Below are 21939 nucleotides of genomic sequence, written 5' to 3'. Positions count from 1 at the left end.
ATCATGAACAATAAATTACTTTTACTTTGTGCACCATCGGGCAGCGGTAAATCGACCGTTGCCCGTTATCTAAGGGGCCTTGATGAAAGGTTTCGCCACGTTCAGGTTATTACAACACGGGATTTAAGGGATAACGAAAAGGATGGTATTGAGAAAATTCAGGCAACCTTACCTGAGCTTCTTGAACTCGAAAATAAAGGCCTGTTGGTTAACCTTAACCAGAAGTATGGTACTTGGTACGGCATTACCCGGAAAGCCATTCGAGGATTAGTCGTGCAGGGATATTTCCCGGTACTAGAGTGGCCGCTTGAACGTATTGAATTCATGAGACCGCACTTCGATGTACTTTCCGTTTTACTACTTACTGCAAACCGCGAAATTCTTTTTGAACGGCTGAAAGATGGCCGTGACCCGGATGGTACGCGGCGAAAAGAACTTGAAGATGAATTTACTTATATCGACGCTCACCCGTTAGCCGCCGATATTACGGTGCGTAACCATGTTGGTGATCTTCAACAGGTGGCCAGCCTTGTTTATGCCCACTATCTTTATCATACAGCTTAACCATGTTCCGGTCGCCATTGTAGCAAAACAGATGTCGCGGTTGGCGATAAACTGTGACGTACCTCTGTGGGAAGGGATAGCAGTTTGTGCGAGCAATAAAGCATTCTGCGATCATCCAGTTCATCTTCAAAAAGCAACGGGTATGTAGCAGCAATACTCTCTCTATCTTCAATATCAGCGTCGCCACCTGTTTCATCACCATCAGGGGAGAGGTCTACATTATTCTTATTGATGATATCGACAAGCTTGTGGCGACATATGGTAAATAGATAACCTTTAAAATCCGGTTTATTGGTATCAAAATTTTTGAGCGCATTACCTAAAACAAACTTATCCGATAAAATATCCGATAAAAAATCCCTGAAGCCGTCTATATCATGGAAATCATAGGGACGTATGTCACTTTTGCCATACCGCCGAAGCATGACTTTTAGACTGGGCATATAGTTCCTCAGCGTAAATGTATATACGGCGGTTAAGATCGCATTTTTTTCATCAGTAAATTCATCGGGCGCATAGCTCTGGTACTTTCGGATGGCATCTATAAAGGCAGCATCTGTCGTAAAGTTTATAAGGCTTTTATCCATTCCGGCATATGTTTTTCATCAGTTAAACCAATCGAGGCTGCATAAGCCCGTAGGATAAATTTGCGATCTTCCGGGAACAAATTGGCGTTCCCTTCCACCAAATCATCGAGCTTGAAGAAAAGTTGCGCAACGAATGCATTCATCTTAGTTTCGTCACCATTATCAATCGGTAAGATCAACGGTGCAGACGCAATTGGAAAAAGTAAGGTCAACAACTCCTTTCTACTAGGCAGAACGGCTGCCGACATTTTTGCTTTCTTCAAATAATCTGCCCGGCTTTTATATAACTGTAGGATCACAAATAAAGCGGTCCATGACAAAATATTCAGGTCAGTTTGCGTGTAACTGGCCTTTGTGTTTTTTGGAATGAGCTTACGGAGCTCTACACAATTTTTGATGATAAAAACCTCATTGTTTTTGCGGCTACCTTCTTTCAGTATCTCAAAATATTTATTGGTGTGGAGATAATCATGGTACTTTTCCTCCAATTCCTGGCTAATTACATTGTTAGTTTTGCTTGATTTGATCTTAGCTAATTTAGATAGCTGCAGACGATCACAAAAAGATTGAGATTGATAGGCAGACCACAAAGTATCCGCATGTTTTAATGCTTCCTTGATGATACTGTTTTCTGCTGAACTATCATCACGAGCAAGGCCTTGTTTAAATAATTTTTCCGCCCAAACGGATATTGCCCGATTTCGGGCTTCGCCAGCCGCCACGTTGATAAAAAGACCATCAAGTGGGTATTGATGTACACCATAAGCATTCTGTAAGGTTACCTTTCTATGGATGGGGTCATCCTGAGCTAAGCCACAGGCCAGTTGAGATAACCGGATAAGATAGGGAGTAAGTTTACCTTGACGAACTTGCTGAACTATCCGGTCCTGCATAGCTACCGCCGCGTCTTTTAAAATATAATCCCATTTTTTTGTTCCGCGTTCCGAACGGTTGAAATCGATTGTAAAATCATATTCATTTAACCACTCAAAATATTTGCCGTGAAGTGACATCTGTTCGATCTGCCGCTTGTTATAAGTAGCTGGAATAGCAACAGTGGTATGATTCCTAAACACACGTAAAATCTCTACTGCTGATAATAAACCAAAATCGTCATTATCCAATTCATCACGGTCTTTCTTTTTGATCTCGGCTTTGTCTTTGGCTTTAGAAATCTTCATCAAGAAGTCGTCTGCGGAGAAACCACCTGTTTTATCGTCCTCCAGCTCAAAAACACGCTTTCCGAACAATTTTTCGTAATGCGTCCTGAACTTAAAATTAGGATTAATGTATTCTCGAACAGCTTGAAATTTTGGCGTGTAGCCAATCGCCCCGCCACCCCGGTTAACTGTTATTTTTGCACCAAAGTGATAATCAAATACAATGATATCAGGTAATACTACGCCCATTTTCTTGAAGGCTGCCATCCCTTTTTCATCCTCTAATTGTAAACACATCGTTATAAAATCCTTAATTTCTAAAGGGTGTTGTAATACCTGGAGATTAAAAAACTGATGATAATTTTTTAAATCCTTATCGTCGAAGTGAATAGCAGGAACGCCCAATTTATAATCTGCAGCCGTGAAATGGTTTGCGAGCGTTTTGATCCGAGCGATAAGCACCCGTACCTGTAGACTTTCTTGAATAGGGTTATCTTCTATCCATAAAACGTTAATCTTTTCCATAGTATTGAGCAGAAATTACAGTCAGAAATTCTTTTGAAGGTGGCGGCGATGAGAGCTTAACCCGTCCTATCTTTAACTGGCGCAATAAGGTATCAACAACTCTCCAGTTACCTGTGATAGCATCCTTTGAATTGAAATGATGGGTAGTAGGGTTTTTAAACGTTAACTCATGATCGTTAAACGTCACAGTAAGGGCGATTTTTTCATTGACTGCTTCCCCATACGCGCGGCAATTTTCAATAATTGTCAAAACAATCATCTTAAAAAACCTCGGAGTAGGATGCAATTTTTGAAAGGATAAAAAACTTGGTGGTATGATGATTCTGTTTGTGCTCACCAATTCGATCTCATTTACGTGAAGTGTGGGGTCTTTTCTTACAATCTCCAATTGGTTTTCAATGATCTCAGTCAAATCAATACTAGTGTAATCGGTCGAATATAGTTTTGAATCGACAAGGGCTTCACGTCTGGTTTCGTCGCTGTATGACTTAGTACTTAACTTTGATATCAAATTGATTAACTCGGCATTGATCAACAAAGTTTCCTTAGCCTCAATCAACAAATCTATACATTCCTCATCCTCCATCATTTCTTTCAAGGTGTTTAAAGGATAACTCAGTAAAGTATTAATTGTGGTTTTTAACATATGCGTCGACGCGCTAATGCTTTCGAGAAACTGCATCTGGGATTGCTCGCGCTCATGCTGGTCGTCTATTGCTTTAGGAACATTCACAACGATGCCCCTGCTCATCCAATAGTAAAGCCGATATTTATAATAAATATCTTTGATCTCCTTGTCGGCAGCAGCCAATAGATTCTCGCTTTTAAGCTGAAGATCCGTCAGCAAATTCACGGCGAAAATCCGGTGCTGAGCCAAATATTTTAAACTTCGAATAAAACCGTTGCGTTCATCTTGTGTCAGGTCTGCAGCGATTTTTTTATTATAAAAAATGAGCATGGATGACAGCAATTCATTATTCAAATAATCCTCGCCAGTTTTTTTATAGAATTTATGAAAATCATGTATGTTGTTAATATTTAAACTTACGGACCGGCAAAACTCTATCAACGCATTGCGCTTATCGCGATCATCCCAGATATCTTCCTTGGTATAGATACAAGTGAAGACGATAACATCCATTGGTGGATTAATTTTTTTAAATTTTCTGATATCCGGATCTTCGGACAAAAGAAAAGCGATCGCTTCCGGGTTTTCTTTAAACGTGTGTGTGATGGATTCGAAATCCGGCTGGGGACGAAGCCGGCCTTTAAATAGCGTTGCCGTCTGTCCAAGGTCTTCCCGGATCAGTCTATTTTCCTCTTCCGTTAGACCGTCATTCATATATTTGTCGATAAAAGCATCGGAGTCGTAGAATTTTGACGAAAAATAATGAAGCGTGGTATCCTGAGGCGGTGATATTACCGCATCAATATTTTCATTTTTGACAATATCGCGCATGCTGTAATCAGCGTGACCGCCGCTTTTAGACTTTATGAGCGGCAAGGGCAAACGATCCACTAAGGGTAGCCAGAAATAGATTTTTTTGTTTTGATCCATATCCGGATTGTTTCTTAAAAATGAAACTACATCAGGACCACCGGTAAGATAAATATCAATTACGCCATCTTTAGATACCGAATCGTTAAAGAGTTGCTTAACCAGCCGTGCGTCGCTTTGCATGTACGGCTCGTTAACAAAGCTCATCACATAATCCTGTCCACACATATAGACAGGTGTATAAAAAACCTGATGCTTGACAAAATGGACTTTAAACTCAAATTTCGATTTTTTCGGCATGGCTGTTACAGTTTAGGTTGAATAAACCAGATCGAGATCCCCGCGGCTGGTATAATTACTATCGGGCATGTGTTCGCGAAAAGTTCCACCTTTGATCAAAAGGTCTAATCCAGAGCACATTGAGGCACAATATAAGGCATATTCATAACCATGAGTATCATTATTTTCAAAATATTTAATAATATTAAACCTAAGTAGGAACGAATGGTCCAGTTTCACCGTTTGGCAACCCTGTTGGTCAAGGTAACGGATACTTGCATTTTCTTCCTGTGCGTAGGGTTCCATATTCCTTACCCCTGTACCACCTTCATTGAATGGCATTTTCTTGCGCCAGGCCATTTCCGAAGGAACGCCCAACTTATTTGCGACCAAGCGCAGTAGGTATTTTGAATAAACTTTGTTTTGACGGACGCCAACCAGCATTTCCCGTGAGAACATGCTCAATGCATCAGCTACTAAATGCGAAGCATACGGCGTCCTTATTTCAATGGGGTGCGATGAAGCTTCGGTCGGGGTACCGGAGGGACTTATGAGTTTACCATTGAGTAAATTTTTGATCAGGAATTTGCAACCCCTCAGACTAGCCAATGTTACCCTTGCAGCGTCATTAAGGTGCAGATCATCTAATTTCACTTGAATGTTATTTAATAATTCATATTTATTGCCGGTATGCATGCTGTTATACCCTCCAAATATTTCATCAGCGAAATCGCCAGACAGCACAACTTTGATGTGTGAATGACTTAAGGCAATTTGGGCCAGTACAGCCGACATCGTCATAATATGCCGAACTTGAGTGACGGCGGGGTTTGGGGCTATTAAATGTGGGTCTGTTGTTAAAATTTCACTTTTGATCAAGAACTCGTCCCAATTCGGCTGTGGAAAAACTACTTTAAGCAAATGATGACTTTCTATGTTTAACTGTTTCTCAAGTTTATACATGGTTTCCAGGTCATTTTCCTCTCCTTTTAGCGGGTTATCATCAGCACCCAATGTAAAAATCACCAGGCGGTCCAGTTCATCAGTTTCCTTTAACAATTGAATGACAAGTGTCAATATCAGCGAGCTATCAACCCCTCCGCTACATAGTAAGCCAAATTGGCCTTCCGAGGGTATTCGGTTCTTAACTGCTTGCCTGATTGCATCTCCTAATCCGCGATTGTAGTGTCGCTGATTTCCTTTCCATATGGTATTGAAATTCGTTTTATAAGCATACGTCCACCATTGATTATCATAGGCGATTTTTAAACAATGCCCCCTTTTTAGCGTAAAAATTGCCGTATCTTTTTTTGACCGGCAATCGTCTAATATTTTTTTTATTGTCGACAACTCTTGCGTCACAATAATATTTCCTGGCGTAATAGCATAATAGCAACCTTTCGTGTTTAGCTGGTCTACATAGACATAGAGCGCCTTATTTCTTTTGTCATAGATAAAAAACGTGCCCTCGATATCTGCTTCCCGAAAAAAAGCCTCATGCCCATATTGCTCAATAAACGGCAGTGCGAAATGTCCATCACTTTTTGCCATACTTGTTTTAAACATCTGGTCGCGAAAAGCATAAATCTCTCCGTTAAAAGCAAACACATAGCGGTCAGTAACAATTGGAAATTCGCCTGATTTCAATTTGGTACTTGTTACATCGAACCTATTTAATAATAAGGTAAAGTCCTGGTCTGAATAGCATTCCTGTTTGAGCGTCCCTCCGTATTGCTGTTCATTATTGACCATTTCCTTGATAGCCTTATTTTTACTTAAGTTACCTTTGATACAACTGATTCTGCACATTTGATAATTATTTCGTAAAGATTTGTGGCATTTGATTAGCACTTTTTCCTTCGATGATGGTCCTGTTAATCATTGGGTGATTTTCATCCTCCGGACCATAATCACTGTCCGGGTGGAAAGAAAACACATTCATCCCTAGATCAGCTAAGGTTGCAAAGGAGTGGATCCCATCGGTATGTATAACAAAAACATGCCCTGGAATTAACTCAATCGATCCCTGAGGTGTCAAACAGTGTCCGCCTCCGTCAAGTATCAGCCCTATGCGGTAAGATGGGTGCGTGTGTTGTGTTTGAAATGTCGATGCCGGAAAATACAAAGCGTTTAAACAAGGGTGACCTTTTTTGATCGGTTGCACCAGTAATGAATCCGTACAGCCGTCAATATACTTCAAACGACCACTTGGTTCTACTGGGCCGCCAAGTTGAAAAAAACCAAGATAATTAAAGTATTCGATGATGAAACCCTTGCCACCTGACAAAGTAAATTCGCCGGGTACTGAAAAATACATCCCTGCTTTAGCCGGAATTCTAAGATCGTTGTATTCGAGCTGCGCGATACCTTCGGCAACATAACCAAATGATGTGTGCTTTGGCGAACTAGCGACATATTCCCCTTTATCAAAACCATGTACACGGCAAGGATAGCGCTCAGTGCTTAGGTCGAACAGCAACCCGTTGCTGATCTCAGAACCTGTAAATGATTGCTTATTCTCCATAAGTTTCCAGAATTAGTTCTTCTTTTTTGTAGTCTTTATTTCCCGCCGCGAATAAGAGGCAAACGATCAGCCCAATAGCCACGCTTGTCACAGAAGATAATACAATCAGGTTAGTATCCTCCTTAATATTCGCGTAAATAGATAACGTGGTACCTAACAGGATAGATAGAATAATAGCCCAAAGTGCGGCTTTTGCCGTAAGCTTTTTCCAGTATATACTCAAATAAGCCGGGAAGAATGCGGACGAGGCCAATGCCCCATAGATCAAGAATACCCAAATTAATTTCGGTTTCATTAATGCAACGCTTATCCCTACGACCGCTAAACATATCATACTGATGCGGCCAACCTTTAACAATTTTTCTAAAGTGGCAGCAGGGTTGATATATCGTTTGTAGATATCTACCGTCGCCAGCGAACTGGTCGCGCAATAGGTCGAATCTAATGTTGAAGAAAGGCCTGCGAAACAAAGTATTGCGTGAGCCATCAGGGCCCACTTAGGAAGAAAGTAACCAATCGCAATCGGGCCTACCATTTGGCTGTTCACCGCTGGGTTTTGATTAACAATATGTATCACTCCGGCATTGCTTGCTGCCACAAATCCCAAAACTGAAAGCATAATAGGAACTATACCGAAAATCAAACCACCATACATGAAGGTTTTTGCTACAGCGTTTTCTTTTACAGCGAACGTGCGCTGATAAAAAACCTGATCAGCAAAAGGCCCCGATACTAACCCGATGGTAGAGGCTATACCAAAACCAAAGGCAACAGCGGGATTAAAAACATCCCCAAATTTTCCGGTCACCCCACCGAGATGTTCAGTTATTGATTTGAAGCCACCGGCTTCATGTGTTACCCAAGGTACTAAGACAAAAGCAATCGATAAGATCAATACCATTTGAATGACATCGGTCAGTACACTAGCCCTTAACCCACTGATCAGCGAATAACTTAATGATACGCTAGCCATTAATGGCACCGAAAACAGATAAGGCAATCCTGTTAACAAGCTTAACAACACCCCGCCAGCAGTACAGTTAATGATGATCGCCCCTAACTGATATCCTACAAATATGATGAGTGATGCGATATGTAAAGGTTTGCTTTGATATCTATGATAAATATAATCCGGAAATGAGATCCCGTTGGGGATACGCTTTCGAAGTCTAACTGCAAAGGGAGCGAAAACGAAAAAACATAATATATTTGGCGCTGTGAACCAAAAAACTCCTGCAATACCTTGTTCGTAGGCTTTTTGGCAACAGATGAAAACTGCTGGTGCCCAGATCCAGGCGGCAGCGATGCTTAAAGAGCCGCGGATAGTCGACACATTTCTGTTGGCGACCAAAAACGCATTGGTTTTGGTGCCTTTACGTAAATGGACAATGTAGACGATCAGTAATAAAACTGCACCGTAACCTACGATCAAAAAAATACCTTCATTAAGACTTAACATAGCGTTGTGTTTTTAAGTTCATTTTCAGCACTACCTTTAGCCTTTCGAGATTCCCCGACAAGTTCCGACGAAAGAAATAGATGGATTGAAAATGGCGTGGATCACCCAAGAAGCAATCCCAAAATCAGATGATTTGATGGTAAAATCGAAACAGTGGGCATTAACAACCGGATGGCTATTGGATAATCTGATACTTCGGTTAATGATCCATCAACATCAATTTATAGATGGAAAAACTTTTCCAATTCAAAATAATAATCATTTAAATATTTTTTGGTTTTATGATATTGTTTTATTTATTTTTAGCACAACAAGTTGTAATAAAACAACTTACCTAACTTTTCACGTATGTCTGCATTCACCTTTCCGCAAGAGATCGCGTATTATTTGGCGCCGTTCGAACTCAGTCATGATTTGCCGATCAACGTTTGACCTGAAAGCACGCTGATCTAAATCAGAAATAACATAACCACCATCAAACCTTTTTATCATGCCAAACCCGATCAACCCAACCGATACGACGAATGTGCCTGACGATCCGCAGTTTAATGCGAACCAGCGTGCGGGTGCAGAAAGGTATTTATCGCTGGTGTTAAACCGTTCCTGTATAAACTCTTTGAGATACTTTTGGGTAGTAAAGTAGTTTTTCAACGTACCTGGCTCCAATACCTGCGCTTGTTCACTATTGTGATAGTTCATCAGCTTGCACAGGGTAAATTCTGCCTGATCTTCGCCTGTGAACTTATCTTTTACTAATTCAGCCGTAATGAGCTTCTTTTGTAATAATAGCTTTTGGTAGCTTTCTACGATTCCGGAGCGGTATTGCTCTAAGTAATTGTTCAGCTTTACAACTTCTTCTTTGCTACCTTTAGCCATACCCTTATTGGCATTCCAGTTGGCTGGGTCAATAGAGCGCTTTACTGAAACATCGGTACGATGCCCGTTTACAGTAATTCTCGCATAGATAGGTGTTTTTCCGTCATTGGTGGCCTTGTACTTTCTTAGGTAAAAGATCACGCCAAAGGTGTTGTTTTGTGTTTTCATATTCGTCAATTTTTATTTTACAATAGCTTCAGATTGACGGGCTTTACTGCGCTTTAGCAGGCGGGCGATTTGCCCGTTTATTTGGAACACCGCAAAGGGCACCAAAACCAATCAAAATAAATCAAATAACAAATTGACTATCAGTTACTTAATACGCTATTTGTGCCCAAATATAAACGATAGATTTGGGGCACCGAATAGGGTACATTTTCTTTGATATAACTTGAATGAATTGGGGAGGAATAAAATAAAAAAGCCCCTAAATCATAGATTTAAGGACTTTTTGGTATCGCTTGACACCGTAAGCGTCGGGATGGCAGGATTCGAACCTGCGGCCTCCACATCCCAAATGTGGCGCGATACCGGGCTACGCTACATCCCGAAAGGGTTTGCAAAGGTACGTTTTTATTTCGCTGTTGCAAACATTATTTAAAAGTATTTTCCCAGCTGCCGTAACCGCTAAATAATTGCTTTTAATGCGGAGAGAGAGGGATTCGAACCCTCGGTACCGTTGCCAGTACGACAGTTTAGCAAACTGTTCCTTTCGGCCTCTCAGGCATCTCTCCGTTTAATGAACTAATCCCCGTTTTGGGTCTGCAAATATAGTAATTCAACCCTCCCGTCAAAAAAAAATTTATGTTTTCTTAATAATCTATTCGCACGTGGTAAATACTCATCAGCATTCGTTTAAAAATCGTTTTTATAGTTTCAATATCTTTCAGCGTTATGTCGCTGTCTTTCAGTTGGTCCTGATCGAGTTTGTATTTTACAATACGGTCGACAAGGTCGCTGATGGATTTTTGGTCGGGTTCTTTTAAAGAGCGCGAAGCGGCCTCAACCGAGTCGGCAAGCATCAAAACACCCGTTTCTTTTGAGAAAGGAATGGGCCCCGGGTACCTGAAAATGTTCTCATCGATGAATTTTTCCGGAAAATTTTTCAAAAACGACTGGTAAAAATAATCTACACGGGTGTTACCATGGTGGGTGCGGATAAAGTCGATCACCATATCGGGCAGATTAGCCTTCCTGGCCATGTCTACCCCTTTGCTCACGTGCCTGATGATGATCTGAGCGCTTTCCTCGTAAGGCAACTTATCATGCGGATTAAAGCCCGAGATCTGGTTCTCGATAAAGAACAGCGGATTTTCAATTTTTCCAATATCATGATACAAAGCCCCTGCCCTTACCAGCAAAGCATTCCCCCCTATCGAATAAATGGCATTCTCAGCCAAATTAGCCACCTGTAACGAGTGCTGAAAGGTACCGGGCGCAGTGAATGCCATTTCGCGCAATAATGGCGCGTTGGTATTGGTAAGTTCTATCAGGGTAATGTCTGATGTTAAGCCGAACACCTTTTCAAAAGCGTAGATCAGCGGATAAGCCAGCAGGGTTAAGAGCACGCTTACAGCGAAAGGTACAAAATCAACCCAGTCGATATTACTTAAGCTACCCTCGCGGATAAATGAGATACCCAGGAAGGCCACAAAATAGCACGACATGATGATGATAGCCGAAATGAGAAACTGCTCGCGGCGAATCAGGTTTTTAATGGTGTAAATAGCCACCATGCCCGCGGTTATCTCATAATAGGCAAACTCAAAACTATTCGGTACAAAAAATCCGGCTATCAATACCACCAACAGGTGTATATACAGCGCCAAACGGGTATCAAACAATATCCGGATAATAATGGGTACAATGCAATACGGGATATAATACAGGTTGGGAATCTGCAACTTAATGGCCAGCGATAAAGTAGCCAGCATGGCCGTAATTACCATCAATATCAAGCCCACTAATCGGTTATCTACATAAATATCCCGTCTGAAAAGGTACAGGAATACCATGATAAGCGATATGGCCAAACTCACTAATAGAAAACGGCCAAACAATACGATATTGAAATTACCTTTTACGCGGGCATTATCCTCAAAGGCTTTTTTATACGATTGCAACTTTTGAAATACCTCATCGCTCACTACCGATCCTTTTGCAATGATCACCTCACCGGCTTGTACCATACCACGGGTGATGGAAAGGTTATCAACTACCTCTTTTTCTAATTTGGTAGTCAGCCTATCGTCGTAATTAAGATTGGTTTGCAGTCGGTCGCTGATGAGGTCTAACAAATAGGTCTTATCAATACCTTTATTTTTATTGAGCTCCTGCTCGCAGTATGCAAGCGCTTTTTCTTTGGTGTAAAGGTCGTTGGTATTTTTATCGGTAGCTATGTTGTTATTCAGTACGGTGACGGTGTAATTTTCGCCGCCTTGCTGATGTTTGGTATTTAGTTTAATTATACCACGCCCGTAAACTTCAAACAGCAGTTTATTGCCAATGGTGATGTAGTCTTCCTTCAGTTTATCATCGAGCCCGGCTCCGCGCCATTTCACTTCCAAATCGTTACGAAAACCTTCAATCTGGTCGCGGCCTGTTTGCTCCTCCAGCCTGTAAATTGGTGTTATACTGGCAAGTGCGGCCTTACGGTCGTTCTGTATCTCTTCGGGCGTTTTAAGTATAGCGAAATTATAGGGCGATACCAGGTCTTTTTGGTTCCAGATCCTCCCCTTTTCAAATTCGTACCTGAACTGGGCCTGTTTGGGCAATGCCATTACTATTACACATATACTTGCCAGTATCATCAAATACTTAATGTTACGGGCATATTTACGCAGCAAAGCCTTTTGGCGGGAGGTGGATAGTTGTACCATGTATCGTGTTAACCTCTCAAAAATAATATAAGTTTCTGTTATATGCAGTTTTTCTTGTTTTTATGAAAATTAGTTTGATATCTTTGTGATATCATTTTAAAATCATTTTTCAATCATGGAAACCGAAAAAACCATCAATCCGCCATCCGGATATTTAACCTTCACATTATTCCTTTTACTTATCGCGGCTGCGGCAATCAGCTTTTGGCAGCAACTGCCTGTTGTTGGCGCTCTCCTCCTTGTATTTGACTTTACACTTGTGCTTCCGGGGCTTGTTATTGTAAACCCTAACGAATCAAAAGTGCTTACCCTTTTTGGTAAATATGTGGGTACTGTAAAAAAAGACGGTTTCTTTTGGGTGAACCCTTTCACTGTAAAAAAGAAGGTATCGTTACGCGCCTTTAACCTTAACGGACAGCAACTAAAGGTGAACGATAAAGTAGGTAACCCTATTGAAATTGCCGCTGTTATAGTATGGAAGGTAAAAGACACAGCCAACGCGGTTTTCGCGGTAGAGAACTACCTGCAATATGTAAATATACAAAGCGAAGCCGCGGTAAGGCATTTGGCCAACTCTTTCCCTTATGATAATATGGAGGATGAAACTGCGGGCATTACCCTGCGTGGCGGTGCCGAACAGGTAAGTCATTTACTTGAAGAAGAGCTGAACGAACGCCTGGAACGCGCCGGTATTGAAGTACTGGAAGCCCGTATATCGCACCTCGCTTACGCGCCCGAAATTGCGCATACCATGTTGCAGCGTCAGCAGGCATCGGCCATTATATCTGCCCGTAAACTGATTGTTGAAGGCGCGGTAGGTATGGTTGAAATGGCATTGAACCGCCTGTCGGAAAAAAACATTGTTGAGTTGGATGAAGAACGCAAAGCCGCCATGGTAAGCAATCTATTGGTAGTACTTTGCGGCGACCGCAGTGTAAACCCGGTGGTTAATACCGGTACACTTTATCATTAATAACCATGTACACCAGGTTTGAAAATAAAAATATAAACGAGCTGTACATAGTAAGGCATGGCTGGGTAAAACCTGAATATGAGCTTACCGACAATGTTTACAGCTATGGCAAGCTCGCTTATAAGTGGCTCTCGGCAAGGCGCAGGGCCTACGTTGAAACGGCCGACAATTATTACAACTTCGCTTTTGAAGGCTTTTGGCGACGAACAATCGCTATTACCGACAGAAACGATAAAGTAATAGGCCGCTTGGTTACCACGGCGTTCAGCAGGAAATCGACTTTAATGATGGAGAATGGCTTTACCGCCATTTTTCACCGTACGTCTTTCTGGCGGTCAAAGTATGTTTGGGAGAGCGAAATTTACGGACCGATACTACGCGTTGATAGTCCGTCGTTTTCATCAACCGATACTATTGGTATTGAGCAAAGTACCACCCCGGCAGAAATTTTACCTTTGCTGGCATTTTTGGGTATTCATATAATTATTATAAGGCGACAAAGGGAAGCGGCAGCGGCGTCCAGTTAATTTATGGCTGAAAAGAAAGCATTTATATTACGCATAAATCCGGATATGTTGAAGGAGATAGAAGCCTGGAGCGCCGAAGAATTCAGGAGCACCAACGGGCAGATAGAATACCTGCTGCAACAAGCTTTGAGCGCGCGTAAAAAGGCAGGCAAAAAGAAAAAGCCCGAACAAGAATAATTTTAAGGCCGTATACAATTACGCAAATACTAACTTTGCTTAAGCTTTAAATTATGAAAGATGTAGTTATTGTTGCAGCCACCCGTACGCCGATAGGCAGTTTCGGCGGCAGCCTGTCTTCTTTAACGGCTACCCAACTGGGGGCTATCACCATTAAATCGGCAGTGGAAAAGGCTGGTTTACAGGCCGGGCAGGTACAGGAAGTGTACATGGGCAATGTAATGTCGGCCAATTTGGGGCAGGCTCCTGCTACGCAGGCAACTATTTTTGCTGGCCTGGGCAATGTGCCCGCAACCACGGTAAACAAAGTGTGCGCATCTGGCATGAAAGCGATCATGCTGGCTGCTCAAAGCATCGCCCTCGGGCAAAACGATATTGTAGTGGCCGGTGGAATGGAGAGTATGAGCAATGTGCCCTACTACTTAGATAAAGCCCGCAATGGTTACCGCTTAGGTAATGGCCAAATTACCGATGGCCTTGTTAAAGATGGCCTTTGGGATGTATATAATGATTACCACATGGGTTCGGCTGCGGAACTTTGCGCTACCGAATGCCACATCAGCCGCGAAGAGCAGGACGAATACGCCATCATCTCTTACCACCGCACCCATAAAGCGCAAAGCGAAGGCAAGTTCTTCGACGAAATTACCCCCGTAGAAATTCAGGATAAAAAAGGCACCATTACCTTATTCGCTGTGGACGAAGAACCCGCCGCGGTAAAGTTCGAAAAGATCCCTACCCTGCGCCCGGTATTTAAAAAAGACGGCACGGTAACGGCCGCCAATGCATCCACCTTAAATGACGGCGCGGCGGCACTGGTACTCATGAGCAGCGAAAAAGCCGAAGAACTGGGCATCACCCCACTGGCGAAGATCACTGCCTTCGCTGATGCGCAGCAAGCGCCAGAATGGTTCACAACAGCGCCATCGAAGGCCATTCCACTGGCTTTGCACAAGGCTGGCTTATCAGTGAATGAGATAGATTATTTCGAGATCAACGAAGCCTTTTCGGTAGTAGCCATAGCTAATAATAACGAATTAAAGTTAGACCCGGCAAAAGTGAACGTTAACGGCGGTGCGGTATCATTAGGTCATCCGCTGGGGGCATCGGGTGCGCGCATTATTGTTACGCTGTTGAGCGTATTGCAGCAAAACAACGGCAAATACGGCGCTGCCGGAATTTGCAACGGCGGCGGTGGTGCCAGTGCAATGGTTATCGAAAACTTGCGTTAATACTTCTACATGAAAAAAATACTGGCAGCCTTATTAGTATCATTGCTACCCGCATTAGTCTCTGCACAGCGCAGCAACGAAAGCGCTGATATAAAACAACTCCGCTTTTACCAGGACAGCCTCAACCATTTAGGCAAACGCATCATCAACGATCCGGAAGAACTGGTGCGTAAGAACACCAATTACCAGTTCATTAAAACCCTGGTAAGCGCGTTAAAAACACCTAACTCGTTCAGCTTCCCGTTTGATTCGCTAAAAAGTATCACCATCAGTACATCTCCTGATAAACGCTTCCGCATTTTCAGCTGGCACGTTTTAAATGACGACGGCAGCTACCGTTTTTACGGTACCGTACAAATGAACAGCGGCCGCTTACAATTATATCCTTTTGAAGACTACTCTCCCCTGCTGAAAAACCCCGAAGATTCGGTAAGCGACAATCATAAATGGTTTGGGGCACAATATTACCAGATCATCCCTGTAAGCGGCAGCAACCCTTATTATGTTTTGTTGGGTTGGAAAGGCAATACCGTAAAATCAACCAAGAAAGTAATAGAGGTACTATCCTTCAAAAATAATGAAATAAACCTGGGGTTGCCGGTATTTGAAGGTAACAAGAAAACGCGTAAACGTGTAGTTTTTGAATACTCCCGCCAGGCATCTATGCTGTTAAAGTATTCGGCAGATCAAAACCTGATCGTATTTGACCACCTTTCATCGCCGGATGGCAAACCTACCGCCAAACCCGAAACTTTTGGCCCCGACATGAGCTACGATGGCTATCGCCTGAAAAACGGCAAATGGCAATATGTAGAGAACCTGGATATGAGGAACATACCCGACATACACGACCAAGAGCCTTACGCCGATCCAAAAAAACAGGCCGAAGAAGCACGCAGACAGGTACCTAAAAGAAATTAAACCAATACCATCAAGCTCTTTTACAGGGCTTAATATCCCGCTTTGTAATACTTTCAATATAAAATTTCGATTTGCGTTAATTATAGTATTTTAGCAAAATTCATAAAATATTAAATGACCGAACAAATTACCCCAGCAGCAACACGTAAACCCAAAATTCCGCGTAGTATACCTTTTATTATAGGTAACGAGTTTTCAGAAAGATTTAGTTTTTATGGTATGCGTGCCGTATTATCTATCTTTTTGGTTAACCAGTTTTTTAACCCGCACGGGCTGGCCGAATTAACCGTTGAAGCCAACGCAAAATCAAACGCTTACACCCACGCGTTTTCAACCCTTGTATATTTTACCCCGCTACTGGGCGGTATCCTTGCCGACTGGTTTTTTGGCAAATACCGTGTTATTTTAATCGGTTCAATTATTTACACCATAGGGCACTTATGCCTTTCGGTATTTGAAGGCTCACTTACCGGTTTCAGTATCGGTTTATTAATTATAGCCATAGCGGCGGGTGGTATCAAATCGTGCGTATCGGCTAACGTAGGCGACCAGTTCGACCACAGCAACTCCGAACTGATGAGCAGCATTTACGGCTGGTTCTATTTCAGTATTAACGCGGGTTCAACCGTTAGTATAGCGCTTATCCCTGTAATTTTAGATAAATATGGCGCTTCATGGGCTTTCGGTGTACCGGGTATACTGATGGCTTTGGCTACTATCATTTTCTTTTCGGGTAGTAAAAGATATATTAAGGTACCGGCCGGAGGAATCAAAAAGGATAACTTTATGAGTGTTAACTTTTTTGTTTTAAAGGCAGCATTCAGCAAGCCTGATAAATCAAAAACAGCGTGGCAAATTGCCGAACAACGTTACGGCGAAACCAAAGTGGATGGCGTACGTGCCGTATGGCGTGTAATGGCCGTATTTGCATTTGTGCCGATATTTTGGGGTATGTGGGACATGAACCAATCTGAATGGGCATTGCAAGCCACCAAGCTCGATCTTAACTTAGGTATTTTCGGTATAAAAGCGTTACCATCGCAATTACAGGTAGCCAACGCGGCTTTCCTGTTAATGCTTATCCCGATATTTAACTATGGTGTTTATCCACTGGTTAAAAAAATGGGCATTACGCTTACCCCGTTGCGTAAAATAGGCGCGGGTTTATTAATTACCGCGGGCAGTTTTGTAATCGTAGCAATGCTGCAAGCTAAGGTTGATGCCGGTTTACACCCTTCACTTTGGTGGCAGGTATTGGCTTACGTGTTACTTTCGGCAGGTGAGGTATTGGTTTCAATTACCGGTTTGGAGTATGCTTATACCCAATCACCCCCATCAATGAAAAGCACCATGACGGCGATCTGGTATCTTACCTACTCAATCGGTACTTTCTTTACTACTTTGGTTAACGTAAACATCGCGAACAATGGCGTTTTTGGCTATTTCACCGGCGACAAATATTTTTGGTTGTTTGTGGGCATTATGCTGTTCTTCTTTGTGTTGTTCTTATTTGTAAGTCCGCGCATTAAAGAGAAAAGCTACCTGGTTGACGATCTGAACCTGGGCGAAGGACTTCACATTACAGGCGACAAAACGCAGGAAATTCATCCGGATAATCCAATTGTGTAAAAAAATGCTTTGCTTTGCATACTTTTTTTTAACGTAATACCCTGAAGTGCCCGATAGCATAGTAATAATACCTACGTATAACGAAAAGGAAAACATTGAGCGAATGATACGCAAGGTGTTTTCCCTTCCGCATGATTTTCATATACTGATAGTTGACGATGGGTCGCCGGATGGCACCCAGCAAATAGTTGAGCAGCTGCAAACCGAATATGCCGATAAGCTTTTCATGGAAACACGAAAGGGTAAGCAGGGGCTCGGCACGGCATATATCCACGGGTTTAAATGGTGCATTGCTCGCCATTACGATTTTGTTTTTGAGATGGATGCCGATTTCTCACACAACCCTGACGACTTACTGAAACTGCGCCAGGCCTGTATTGACGGGGCCGATGTAGCCGTTGGTTCGCGCTATATTAAAGGCGTAAATGTGGTTAACTGGCCCATGAGCCGGGTGCTGATGAGCTATTTCGCATCGGTATATGTACGGTTTATTACCGGTATGGATATCCAGGATGCTACGGCAGGCTTTATGTGCTACAAACGTAAGGTGCTCGAAACCATCCAGCTGCATAAAATCAAATTTGTGGGCTACGCCTTCCAGATAGAAATGAAATACACCGCCATTAAACATGATTTTAAGGTGGTTGAAGTGCCCATTATATTTACCGACCGCACGGCAGGTACTTCCAAAATGTCGACCCGTATATTCCGCGAAGCATTTTTGGGCGTTATACAAATGAAGATCAATAGCATATTCAGGAAATATCCGGAGGGGTGATTTTTTGAGAAGTCCGAAAGACGGGAAAGTCCGGAAGTCCGAAAGTTAATTGCTTGGTGGGGTTTCGGGCTTTTTTGTTTTAGCGATTGCAAAGTAAAGCTACTTGCGAACCTCCTACTTACGGACTTTCTAACTTCCTAACTTTCGGACTTACGGACTTTCTGACTTCCTGACTTGCCGACTTACGGACTTTCTGACTTCCCGACTTTCGAACTTCCTCTCCTGTAACAAAAATCTTTCGGACTTTTCCGACTTACGGACTTTCGGACTCTAAGAAAAAATACTAATTTCGTTGGCAATGAACGAGCATCTTGATCCTGAACGTGAACGCCTCACACCTACCGAACGTGATATTGAAAAAGTATTACGTCCGCAGGCCTTTGAAGACTTTACCGGTCAGCATAAAATATTAGCCAATCTTAAAATATTTGTACAGGCAGCCCGCCTTCGCGGCGAAGCGCTTGACCACGTTCTGCTGCACGGTCCTCCGGGATTGGGTAAAACCACCCTGTCGCACATTATTGCTAATGAAATGGGCGTGGGTATCAAAATAACATCAGGCCCGGTGCTGGATAAACCCGGCGACCTGGCGGGTTTGCTTACCAACCTCGAAGTTGGTGACATTTTATTTATTGATGAGATCCACAGGCTTAGTCCACTGGTAGAAGAGTACCTGTACTCGGCCATGGAAGATTTCAAGATTGATATTATGCTGGAGAGCGGTCCTAATGCCCGTTCGGTACAAATCTCGCTGAATCCTTTCACCCTGGTTGGCGCCACTACCCGTTCGGGCCTGTTAACCGCGCCTTTACGGGCAAGATTCGGTATCAATTCGAGGTTAGAGTATTATGATGCCAAGTTATTAACCACCATACTATTACGTTCGGCATCTATATTAAAAACTGAAATATCAGATGAAGGCGCTTATGAAATAGCTCGTCGTAGCCGTGGTACGCCACGTATTGCCAATGCCCTGCTGCGCCGTACCCGCGATTTCGCACAGATAAAAGGCAACGGTACCATTGATACCGAAATAGCGAAATACGCGCTCAACGCGCTCAACGTTGATGAGCACGGGTTAGATGAAATGGACAACAAAATATTAGTTACCATTATTGATAAGTTTAAAGGCGGCCCGGTTGGTTTAAAAACCATTGCCACCGCTGTAGGCGAAGATGAAGGTACTATTGAAGAAGTTTACGAACCGTTTTTAATACAGGAAGGCTTTTTAATGCGCACATCACGCGGACGGGAGGCTACCGAAAATGCGTACAAACACTTGGGACGTATTAAGTTAGGAGGCAATCCATCCCTATTTTAGTATAACATACCAATCAGAAACCACCATACCTATGAGAAACATTAAACACATACTTTGCCTCGCTTTGCTGCTGGCCTTTACCACGGCTGTATCGGCTCAAAAACTGCTGCGCGTAGTTGTTGCAGGCCTATCGCACGATCATATTCACGGCATTTTAAACCAGTACAACAAAGGCAAGGTTGATATTGTAGGCATTGCCGAACCCGACCATAAACTTTGGGCGAAATTCGGGAAGATCTACAAGATCCCCGAAAACCTGTTTGCCGAGGATCTGAAAAAGATGGTGGTAGAGAAAAAGCCGGATGCTGTTTTGGGTTACAACGCTGTTGCCCATCACGTGAATGTGGTGGAGATCTGCGCGCCGCTGGGTATATCGGTAATGGTTGAAAAACCACTGGCCGCTACGCTCGATCAGGCTAACCGCATACAGGCATTGGCCAATCAATACAAAATACAGGTGTTAACCAATTACGAAACCACCTGGTACCCATCGTACCAGGAAGTGTATGATATTGTGGCGAAAGATAGCGTGGGCGCTATCCGTAAAATGGTAATGCACGATGGGCACCGTGGTCCGCGCGAAATTGGTTGCAGCGAAGATTTCCTGACCTGGCTTACCGACCCGATACTGAACGGCGCAGGTGCCCTTAACGATTTTGGCTGCTACGGTGCCGACCTGATGACCTGGTTAATGAAAGGCCAAAAACCAATTGCAGTAACGGCTGTGGCTAAACACTACAAACCCGAAATATACCCAAAAGTGGAAGATGACGCTACCATCATTGTAGAGTATCCAACCGCTACCGGCCTTATTGAAGCCTCGTGGAACTGGCCGTTTAACATAAAAGACATGGAAGTTTTCGGCAGCAAAGGTTACATGCACGCCTTTGATAAAGACAACCTGCAAGTGCGCCTGAAAGAAAACAACATAGGCATCACCAAAAAATCAACCGCGTTACCATCGCCAATTGATGATCCTATTACTTACCTGACCGCTGTGCTTCAAAAAAAGCATGAGGCGGTGAATGATCAGTCATCATTACAGTACAACATGACGGTGATGCAAATACTGGATGCTGCCAAACGCTCTATAAAAACAGGTAAACGTATAGTGCTTTAATTTATGGCAAAGGTTGGTTTGATAGCATTGGCTTGCCTGCTGCTTGCAGGATGTGTGGGTAGCCAATCGCGGAGTACAACGGCGGATACTACCCATGTTTACCCTACGGTGAGCTATTTGAAAATCAAATTAGATGCCGCCGGGCATTTGCCAACCAACCCATACATCAGGGTATACAAGAACGGGCCGAAAGAAATTGTTTTTTGCGGGACTAACCACCTTGACCATAGCGATACCGAAAACCCAATGTACACCACCATCGAAAAAAAGTTTTTCGAGGTGAAGCCAGATATCTGCGTAAACGAGGGTGGTGATGTATCAAAACGGGTATACAAAGACAGGCACGAAGCAATATCAAAAAACGGCGAAATTGGCCTGATAAAAATATTGGCCGACAGCCTGAAAATACAATGCATTAACGGCGATATGACCGATAGCCTGGAGTTTAAAGGACTTTTAAAGTATTACACCAAAGGCGAAATGCTGGCATATATAGCAACCGAAAGATGCATGTGGTCTGTTCCACCGGAGAAGTTTAACGACACTGCGTTTATCAGCAAAAAGTATAAAAACTTCATCGAAGGTTACATCATTAAAACAGGTAATGTAAACCTCACATCCGAAGAGCAAACGCTGGCATTTTATAAAGCTAATTATCAAAAACTGCTTAACCGTCCGTTTAGTTTTGAAGAACTGGAACCTACCAATCCGTTCAGCCCCAAAGGTAAATTCCAGGAAATTGGCCGCAGGTCGAAAGAGATACGAGATCAGTCTTTATTAAAAACTATTGACACCCTGCTGAATAAGCACGACAAAGTTTTTATAGTTTTTGGCGGTTGGCATCTCTTAACCTGCGAACCCGGCTTGCAACAAATCATCAATAAAAAGCGTTGAAAAGAAGTTTAAATTA

At 42.8% G+C, this 21939-nt stretch carries 19 protein-coding genes and 2 tRNA genes; 11 read left to right on the top strand and 10 right to left on the bottom strand.

The window, feature by feature from the left end; all coding sequences use genetic code 11:
• The first annotated feature begins 3 nt into the window (after positions 1-3).
• Positions 4-564, top strand: coding sequence for an AAA family ATPase (locus AC07NA_RS00240; protein ID WP_494894636.1), 561 nt, complete (start codon positions 4-6; stop codon positions 562-564).
• Here the strand turns inward: AC07NA_RS00240 and AC07NA_RS00235 are convergent.
• The 10 genes from AC07NA_RS00235 to AC07NA_RS00190 form a co-directional block, all read right to left on the bottom strand.
• The gene (locus tag AC07NA_RS00235) at positions 561-1151 is read right to left on the bottom strand and encodes a hypothetical protein (RefSeq protein WP_494894634.1); all 591 of its coding nucleotides are present in this window, start codon (positions 1149-1151) and stop codon (positions 561-563) included. The genes AC07NA_RS00240 and AC07NA_RS00235 overlap by 4 nt on opposite strands.
• Positions 1133-2836 carry a hypothetical protein gene (locus tag AC07NA_RS00230; protein ID WP_494894632.1) on the bottom strand — a complete coding sequence of 568 codons (1704 nt, stop codon included), beginning with the start codon at positions 2834-2836 and terminating at the stop codon, positions 1133-1135. The genes AC07NA_RS00235 and AC07NA_RS00230 overlap by 19 nt, the downstream gene beginning before the upstream one ends.
• Complete coding sequence (locus AC07NA_RS00225) at positions 2823-4634, bottom strand: hypothetical protein (protein ID WP_494894630.1); 1812 nt, start codon at positions 4632-4634, stop codon at positions 2823-2825. Before AC07NA_RS00225 ends, AC07NA_RS00230 begins: the two co-directional genes overlap by 14 nt.
• 12 nt (positions 4635-4646) lie before the next feature.
• A complete protein-coding gene (locus AC07NA_RS00220) occupies positions 4647-6422 on the bottom strand; it encodes an asparagine synthase-related protein (RefSeq protein WP_494894628.1) in 1776 nt (591 codons plus the stop codon).
• Between the two features lie 7 nt (positions 6423-6429).
• A complete protein-coding gene (locus tag AC07NA_RS00215; protein WP_494894626.1) occupies positions 6430-7137 on the bottom strand; it encodes an AraC family ligand binding domain-containing protein in 708 nt (235 codons plus the stop codon).
• Positions 7127-8596 carry a sodium:solute symporter family transporter gene (locus AC07NA_RS00210; RefSeq protein WP_494894624.1) on the bottom strand — a complete coding sequence of 490 codons (1470 nt, stop codon included), beginning with the start codon at positions 8594-8596 and terminating at the stop codon, positions 7127-7129. The genes AC07NA_RS00215 and AC07NA_RS00210 overlap by 11 nt, the downstream gene beginning before the upstream one ends.
• A 342-nt stretch (positions 8597-8938) precedes the next feature.
• On the bottom strand, positions 8939-9640 hold the full coding sequence (locus AC07NA_RS00205) for an Arm DNA-binding domain-containing protein (RefSeq protein WP_494894622.1): 702 nt from the start codon (positions 9638-9640) through the stop codon (positions 8939-8941).
• Positions 9641-9948: 308 nt separating this feature from the next.
• A tRNA-Pro gene (locus tag AC07NA_RS00200) sits at positions 9949-10022 on the bottom strand.
• A gap of 97 nt (positions 10023-10119) precedes the next feature.
• Positions 10120-10206, bottom strand: a tRNA-Ser gene (locus AC07NA_RS00195).
• Positions 10207-10284: 78 nt separating this feature from the next.
• Positions 10285-12351, bottom strand: coding sequence for an HD family phosphohydrolase (locus AC07NA_RS00190; protein ID WP_494894620.1), 2067 nt, complete (start codon positions 12349-12351; stop codon positions 10285-10287).
• Positions 12352-12466: 115 nt separating this feature from the next.
• Here AC07NA_RS00190 and AC07NA_RS00185 point away from each other — a divergent pair, with 115 nt between their 5' ends.
• The 10 genes from AC07NA_RS00185 (at position 12467) to AC07NA_RS00140 (ending at position 21923) form a co-directional block, all read left to right on the top strand.
• Entirely contained in the window at positions 12467-13324 is an 858-nt protein-coding gene (locus tag AC07NA_RS00185; RefSeq protein WP_494894618.1) for an SPFH domain-containing protein, read from the top strand.
• A gap of 5 nt (positions 13325-13329) precedes the next feature.
• On the top strand, positions 13330-13851 hold the full coding sequence (locus AC07NA_RS00180) for a hypothetical protein (RefSeq protein WP_494894616.1): 522 nt from the start codon (positions 13330-13332) through the stop codon (positions 13849-13851).
• Between the two features lie 3 nt (positions 13852-13854).
• The gene (locus AC07NA_RS00175) at positions 13855-14028 is read left to right on the top strand and encodes a type II toxin-antitoxin system antitoxin (RefSeq protein ID WP_345209767.1); all 174 of its coding nucleotides are present in this window, start codon (positions 13855-13857) and stop codon (positions 14026-14028) included.
• A gap of 53 nt (positions 14029-14081) precedes the next feature.
• Positions 14082-15260 carry an acetyl-CoA C-acyltransferase gene (locus tag AC07NA_RS00170; protein ID WP_494894614.1) on the top strand — a complete coding sequence of 393 codons (1179 nt, stop codon included), beginning with the start codon at positions 14082-14084 and terminating at the stop codon, positions 15258-15260.
• Positions 15261-15269: 9 nt separating this feature from the next.
• Complete coding sequence (locus AC07NA_RS00165; RefSeq protein ID WP_494894612.1) at positions 15270-16181, top strand: hypothetical protein; 912 nt, start codon at positions 15270-15272, stop codon at positions 16179-16181.
• Positions 16182-16295: 114 nt separating this feature from the next.
• On the top strand, positions 16296-17810 hold the full coding sequence (locus AC07NA_RS00160) for a POT-type proton-dependent oligopeptide transporter (RefSeq protein ID WP_345209770.1): 1515 nt from the start codon (positions 16296-16298) through the stop codon (positions 17808-17810).
• Between the two features lie 46 nt (positions 17811-17856).
• Positions 17857-18588 (top strand): polyprenol monophosphomannose synthase, encoded by a 732-nt coding sequence (locus tag AC07NA_RS00155; RefSeq protein WP_494894610.1) that lies wholly within the window; start codon positions 17857-17859, stop codon positions 18586-18588.
• Positions 18589-18886: 298 nt separating this feature from the next.
• Positions 18887-19909 (top strand): Holliday junction branch migration DNA helicase RuvB, encoded by a 1023-nt coding sequence (gene ruvB, locus AC07NA_RS00150; RefSeq protein WP_345209772.1) that lies wholly within the window; start codon positions 18887-18889, stop codon positions 19907-19909.
• Between the two features lie 31 nt (positions 19910-19940).
• Positions 19941-21029, top strand: coding sequence for a Gfo/Idh/MocA family protein (locus AC07NA_RS00145; RefSeq protein ID WP_494894608.1), 1089 nt, complete (start codon positions 19941-19943; stop codon positions 21027-21029).
• 3 nt (positions 21030-21032) lie between these two features.
• A complete protein-coding gene (locus AC07NA_RS00140) occupies positions 21033-21923 on the top strand; it encodes a hypothetical protein (protein WP_494894606.1) in 891 nt (296 codons plus the stop codon).
• Positions 21924-21939: the final 16 nt, after the last annotated feature.

This window comes from Mucilaginibacter sp. GW821-FHT07G05 (assembly GCF_059418565.1).
Note: the sequence above shows the minus strand (reverse complement) of the source record. Positions and strands in the feature narration are given on the sequence as shown.